Annotated in this window: 4 protein-coding genes; 2 read left to right on the top strand and 2 right to left on the bottom strand. The window is 63.9% G+C overall.

Annotation, left to right across the window (positions count from 1 at the left end; genetic code table 11):
- Together EOL86_11235 and EOL86_11230 are read left to right on the top strand one after the other, a co-directional pair.
- A partial coding sequence (locus EOL86_11235; GenBank protein NCD26148.1) for a PAS domain-containing hybrid sensor histidine kinase/response regulator occupies window positions 1-1,338 on the top strand: 1,338 nt, incomplete at its 5' end.
- Window positions 1,339-1,419: 81 nt separating this feature from the next.
- The gene (locus tag EOL86_11230; GenBank protein ID NCD26147.1) at window positions 1,420-2,523 is read left to right on the top strand and encodes an ATP-dependent 6-phosphofructokinase; all 1,104 of its coding nucleotides are present in this window, start codon (window positions 1,420-1,422) and stop codon (window positions 2,521-2,523) included.
- Window positions 2,524-2,557: 34 nt separating this feature from the next.
- Here the strand turns inward: EOL86_11230 and EOL86_11225 are convergent, their stop codons facing one another.
- Entirely contained in the window at window positions 2,558-4,156 is a 1,599-nt protein-coding gene (locus tag EOL86_11225) for a response regulator (protein NCD26146.1), read from the bottom strand.
- A complete protein-coding gene (locus tag EOL86_11220; protein NCD26145.1) occupies window positions 4,153-6,330 on the bottom strand; it encodes a response regulator in 2,178 nt (725 codons plus the stop codon). Before EOL86_11220 ends, EOL86_11225 begins: the two co-directional genes overlap by 4 nt.
- Between the last annotated feature and the right edge of the window lie 11 nt (window positions 6,331-6,341).

Raw genomic sequence — 6,341 nt, 5'->3', positions numbered from 1 at the left:
GATTGCGTCGCCACCGGCGCGGGGTTCACGCAGGAATTCCGCCTTGGGGCCAAGGATGGTCACTGGCATTGGATCATGAGCCGGGGCAATGTCGGCAAAACGGACGCATCGGGCCGACCGATCCGCATTGTCGGAACCCATGTCGACATCCATGAGCGCAAGCGGATGGAGCTTGAGCTGCTCCGGGCCAAGGAGGAGGCGGAAACCGCCAACGAGGTCAAATCCGAGTTTTTGGCCAACATGAGCCATGAAATCCGCACGCCCCTGAACGGCATCATGGGCATGCTCCAGCTGCTGGAGTCCTCGGTCCAGGACCGGGAGCAGCGGGAATTCTGCACCCTGGCCCTGCAATCCACCAACCGGCTGACGCGGTTGCTGTCGGACATCCTCGATTTGTCGCGCATGGAAGCCGGCAAGATGGAGCTCCGCCCGGAGCCGATGAACATTCGCGAGACCCTGAGGCAGGTCATCGATCTGTTCAAACCCGCGGCCATGCAGTCCGAAATCACCCTGGAGCTCACTGTTGATCCGGCCCTCCCGACGACGGTCACCGGAGATCCCCTGCGGCTGCAACAGGTGCTCACGAATCTGCTCGGCAATGCCTTCAAGTTCACGTCCCACGGCCGGATCACGGTGGATGTCGTCCTCCTGCCGCATGGCAACGCCACGGCGGCCCGGATACTGTTCACGGTTTCGGACACGGGTTGCGGCATTCCCGATGAATCCCTGGGAAACCTGTTTCAGCCTTTTACCCAGGCGGTTCATGGGTATGCCCGCAACCACCAGGGGGCGGGACTGGGACTGACGATCTGCAAGCAGCTTGTCGAACTCATGGACGGGACCATGGCCGTGGAGAGCGAGGCCGGCGTGGGCACGAGCATTTGCTTTTGCGTCGTCCTGGGACTCGGAACCGACGTTGCGTCCCCGGACGAGGCACGGTCCGGCGTGGCGTCCGCGATGTCCAGTGGGCGGATTCTGCTGGCCGAGGACGACGAGGTGACGCGGTTCGCGATCCGCAAGCTTCTGGAGAAGGCGGGCTACGACGTGGTCTCGGCCCGCGATGGGCAGGAGGCCCTGGATCTTTTCTTGGCCGGGGATTTCGACGTGATCCTCATGGACGTGCAAATGCCCGTCATGGACGGGCTGGAGGCGACGCGCCGTATCCGCGCCTCCGGCACCCCGAAGGCGAAGCGGGATATTCCCATTGTCGCCCTGACCGCCTATGCCATGCCCGACGATCGGGAGTATTTTTTGCGCTCGGGCATGAATGATTACGTGGCCAAGCCGGTCAGCCTTGCCCAACTCATCGCGATTTTGAATACGATTGTCCGGGCGTGACACGGTCCGGTCGGCGCCGGGCCGGGCGCGGTCTTCCGATCCGGGGGCATTTTGACATCCAACATACATAAGGAAAAACGCATGAGCTTACGACGCGTGGGAATTCTGACAGGCGGGGGCGATTGCTCCGGCCTCAATGCCGTTATCCGGGCCGTGACCCGGGCGGCCATCATCCAGCACGGGGCCGAGGTTATCGGTCTTGAGAACGGGTTCGATGGCCTTGTTTTCGGGCGGACCATGAACTTGACCACCGGCAACACCAAGGACATCCTGACTCTGGGTGGCACGATCCTGGGCACGACCAACAAGGGGAATCCCTTTGCCTACCGCGAGTTCGACGAGTCCGGGCAGATCGTTGTCCGCGACCTTTCGGCCCAGGCCATGGACACCTTTCGTTCCCTGGACCTGGACTGTCTGTTCGTGGTCGGCGGCGAGGGCACCCTGGAACTGGGCCACATGTTCCAAAAAATGGGCATGCCCGTGGTCGGCATCCCCAAGACCATCGACAACGATCTTTTTGGCACGGATTATACCTTTGGCTTCCAGACCGCCGTGCAGGTCGCCTGCGATGCCATGGACCGCCTGCATACCACGGGCCGCAGCCATGACCGGGTCATGATCCTGGAAGTCATGGGGCGCTATGCCGGCTGGATCGCCCTGGAGGCGGGACTGGCCGGAGGCGCGCACATCATCCTCATTCCCGAGATTCCCTATAATCTGGACAAGGTGGTGGCCAAGATCCAGCACCGGCTGAAGGGTGGCAGTCCGTTCAGCGTGATCATGGTCGCCGAGGGGGCCAAGGAGGAGGGCGGCGCGCTCGTTACCCAGGGCACGGCCGACAACCGTCTGCAGGGCGTGGAGCAGTTGGGCGGGATAGGATTTCATCTGGCCCGGCAGATCCGGGAGCGCATCCCGCTCGAAGTCCGGACCACGGTGCTGGGGCATATCCAACGCGGCGGTTCGCCCACGGCTTTCGACCGGGTGCTGGGCACGCGCTTGGGCGCGGCGGCCGTGGACGCGGCCGCTCGGGGCGAATTTGGGACCATGGTCGCGCTCAAGACGCCGGATATCGTTCTCGTGCCCCTGGCCGAGCTGGCCGGACTGTGCCGGACCGTGCCCGTGGATCACCAGCTCATCCGCGCGGCCGAGGCCACGGGCGTGAACATGGGACGGGGCGCCATGTGAAGCGCGGCCGGACCAGGACCGCGGAGCTGGATGGCTAGCGCCGGGTGAAGCGGTCGATGGTCCGGCGCAGGGTGTCCATGGAAACGGGCTTGGGGATATGATCGGTCATGCCCGCGTTCAGGAATTTTTCCCGGTCCCCGGCCATGGCGTAGGCCGTCATGGCCACGACGGGGATATCCGCCTTGTCCTTGAAATCCCCCTCCGCGCGGATGCGCCGCGTTGCCTCCAGTCCGTCCATGACGGGCATCTGGATGTCCATGAACACAAGGTCCAGATCCTGTTCCCGTAGTCGGAACAGGGCTTCCTGGCCATTTCTGGCCGTGACGATCCGGTGCCCGAGTTTTTCCATCAGACATTTTCCGGACAGCAGATTGACCTCGTCGTCCTCGACCAGAAGGATGCGCAGCCCCTGGCCCGCGTCTGGGGTTTTGGGCGTGGGGGGCGCCGCGGCGTTTTTCGTGTCGCGCAGGGCAAAAGGCAGGGACAGATAGATGGTCGTGCCCTGGCCCAGGGCGCTGTCAACACTCATGCTTCCATCCATGAGCCGGATCAGACGGCGCACGATGGACAGGCCCAGGCCGGCGCCCTGGTGGGCGCGGGTGTAGGATGACTCGACCTGGGTGAAGGGGTCGAAGACGTCCAGAATACGGTCGTCGGGAATGCCCGCGCCGGTGTCCGAGATTTGAAAGAGCAGGCGGGCCCGGCCGGACGTGCGTTGCAACAGGGACACCCGCGTTTCCACGCTGCCCCGGGTCGTGAATTTGATGGCGTTGCCGACCAGGTTGAACAGAATCTGCACCAGCCGGGTTTCGTCGCCGACGAGTCGGGGCGGGACCGTGTCGTCGATGTGGAAGCACAGGCGCAGGTCCGGATTATTGGCGGTCACGAAGAGCAGGTCGGTGATGGCCTGTCGGACTTCGCGCATGTCGAATTCCTTGTTGCGCAGGATCAGTCTTCCGGCCTCGATCCTGGACAGATCCAGGATGTCCGACAGCAGCCGGGTCAGACGGTGTCCCGAGGAAATGGCCGTGTCCACGAAGTCCCGCTGTTCCGTGTCCAGCGAAGTATCCTGAAGGAGTTGGAGCATGCCCAGGATGCCGTTCAGGGGCGTGCGGATTTCATGGCTCATGTTGGCCAGGAATTCACTTTTGGCCTTGTTCGCGGCCTGGGCCTGGTGCATGGCGTCTTCCAGGTCGTGGGTCCGTTCCGCCACCAGGGCGGCAAGGCGCTCCTGGTTTTCGCGCTGAGCGACATTGGCGGCCTTGATCTTGGCCATGGCCCGGATTTGCACGGTCAGTTCCGTGGACTCGATGGGCTTGGACAAAAATCCCTCGGCTCCGGCCTTGATGGCCTTGATGCGGTTCTCGCGGTCGGTTTTGAGCGCGGTCAGAAAGACCACCGGGATGATCCGCAGCCGGGGGTCCTCCTTGAGCTCGCGGCACACGGCAAAACCGTCCGTGCCGGGCATGATGATGTCCAGCAGGATCACATCGGGGTCGATGTCGCGGGCGAGCTCGATGCCGGCCGGACCGTTGGATGCGGTCATGACCTCGGCCTCGGGCAAAAAGTCGGCCACGACGGCCCGCAGGATGATCAAATTGTCGAAATTATCATCTATGGCCAGGATTTTCATGGTCGGGTCCTTGATGGGTCGGGGCCGCCTGGGGGGGCGTGCCCTTCGAGCATCTGGTTGATCGTTTGTTCGAGCCTGGTTCCGTCCAGGGGTTTCGAGAGATAGGCGTCAAAGCCACGCGCCAGGGTGTTTTCCCGGTCCCCGGACATGGCGTTGGCGGTCACGGCGACGACCGGGATGGCGCGCAGTTCCGGGTCCGCGCGCAGGGCGTCCAGGGCGGCGAAGCCGTCCATGATCGGCAGGGAAATGTCCATCAGAATCAAGTCCGGCCGGTGTGCCCTGGCCGCCAACAGGCCGGTCTGGCCGTTGTCGGCTTCGACCAGGGTGGCCACGCCGTGAAGCAGGGCGCGCATGGTGGCCAGGTTGTCCGGATTGTCCTCGACCACGAGGATGACCGGACGCTGGCCGCGCGGCCTGGACCGGCGCGCCGGAGTCGGATCGGGTTTTGGAGCCTGATTGGCGCGGGCGTCCGGCGTGGTGGAAATCATGGCCGCGACGGCCGTCAGCAGGTCGGCCTTGTTGATGCCGCCCTTCTGGATCAGCTGCTGGACGTGTTGGCCCTCAAGAAAACTCAGTTCCTCGCGGGTGATGTGCTTGGCGGTCAGGATCAGCACCGGCAACCTGGCCGTGGCGTCCTGGGCGCGGACCTGGCGCAGGACTTCGAAGCCGTCCATTTCGGACATCATCAGATCCAGAATCATGGCCTCGGGGGCGTCCTGGGCAATGCGCGCCAGGGCTTCGCGGCCACTCCGAACCGCGTCCACGCGATAGCCCTGGGCGGACAGGATGTCGCGCACCTGGATCGCCGCCGGTTCGCTGTCTTCCACCACGAGCAGCCGGTGGCCGGCACCGGATCGAGGCGTCGGGTCGGACCGTGGTTCCAGGAGCGTCGCGGGCAGATCGTGGGACAGGTTCAGGGGCAGGCGCAGGACAAAGGTCGAGCCCTGGCCCGGCGTGCTGCGCACGTCGATGTCGCCGTGGAGCATGGTCGCGTACTTGCGGGCGATGGCCAGCCCCAGGCCCGTGCCCCCGTGGGCGCGGGAGGTGCTGTCGTCTCCCTGGCGGAATTCATCGAAAATAAACGGGAGCTGCTCCGGCTGGATGCCGATGCCCGTATCACGGACCGTGATCAGCACCATCGCCCCGGACTGGGCCGCCATGACCTCGACATGCCCGACGTCGGTGAATTTGACCGCGTTGGCGATCAGGTTTTGCAGGATATGCCGGCATTTGGCGAAATCGCTCCGCAGCAGGGGCAGGTCCGCCGGAACGAGGTGGCGCAGCTCGATTCCCTTGCCCTGGGCTTGTGGTTCCACGGTGTCGATGACGCTCTGGGTCAGGTCGTGGAGCTTGAACGGCGTGACACGGACATCCTCGCGTCCGGCCTCGATCCGGGACAGATCCAGGATGGAATTGATCAGTTCCAGAAGCTGCCGGCCATTGTGCTCGATCATTTCCAGATAGCGCTGCTCCTCGGCCGGGATGGACGGGCGCAGGCGGCGGTTCAGAACCTCGGACAGGGCGATGACGGAATTGAGCGGGGTGCGCAGCTCGTGGCTCATGTTGGACAGAAAGGCGCTTTTGAGCCGGCTGGCTTCGCCCAAACGCTGTTTTTGGAGTTCCAGCGCGCTGTTTTGGTCTCGCAGCAGGGTGGCCTGGGTGGCCAGTTCCTTTTTTTGGAGCTCCAGTTCCTGGTTTTGTTGTTCGAGCTGGGCCGTGAAGTCGCGGAGCTTGCGATTGAGGATCAAGGCGTTGAGGCGGGCCGAAAGCACGTTTCGGATTTCCTCCAGAAGGCGCAGGGCCCGTGGCGGGTACGGAGCCAGACTGGCCAGGGAGATGACGGCCACCACGTTTGGGCCGGAGTGGATGGGAATGGTCACGATTTCACGTGGCACAAGGGCGCCGCCGACCGTGGCCAGGGCAAAACGGGTATCCGGAGGGATGTCCGCGATGCGCCGGATCTGTCCCAAGGCGATGGCCGGGCCGAATTCCCCTTCCAGGGTGTCGGCCGAAAAGGAGGTCTGTTTCACGGACAGGCCGATGGATTCATAATGCCGGAATTCCTGGCTGTCCTCGTCCAGCAGATAGACGGCGCCGTTGTGGGACGAGGTATGGTGGATCAGGGCGCTCAGGACGTTGCGACAAAACGCGTGCAAATCGCCCTTGCGGAGCATGACTTCCGCCA

This window comes from Deltaproteobacteria bacterium, from assembly GCA_009930495.1.
Lineage (GTDB): Bacteria > Desulfobacterota > Desulfovibrionia > Desulfovibrionales > Desulfomicrobiaceae > Desulfomicrobium.
The sequence above is the reverse complement of the archived record's forward strand: the minus strand, read 5'-3'. Positions and strand labels throughout refer to the sequence as shown.

Coding starts and splice junctions, on each gene's coding strand:
- EOL86_11225 (NCD26146.1), bottom strand. CDS start 4,156: ATGAAAATCCTGGCCATAGATGATAATTTCGACAATTTGATCATCCTG.
- EOL86_11220 (NCD26145.1), bottom strand. CDS start 6,330: ATGCTCCGCAAGGGCGATTTGCACGCGTTTTGTCGCAACGTCCTGAGC.
- EOL86_11230 (NCD26147.1), top strand. CDS start 1,420: ATGAGCTTACGACGCGTGGGAATTCTGACAGGCGGGGGCGATTGCTCC.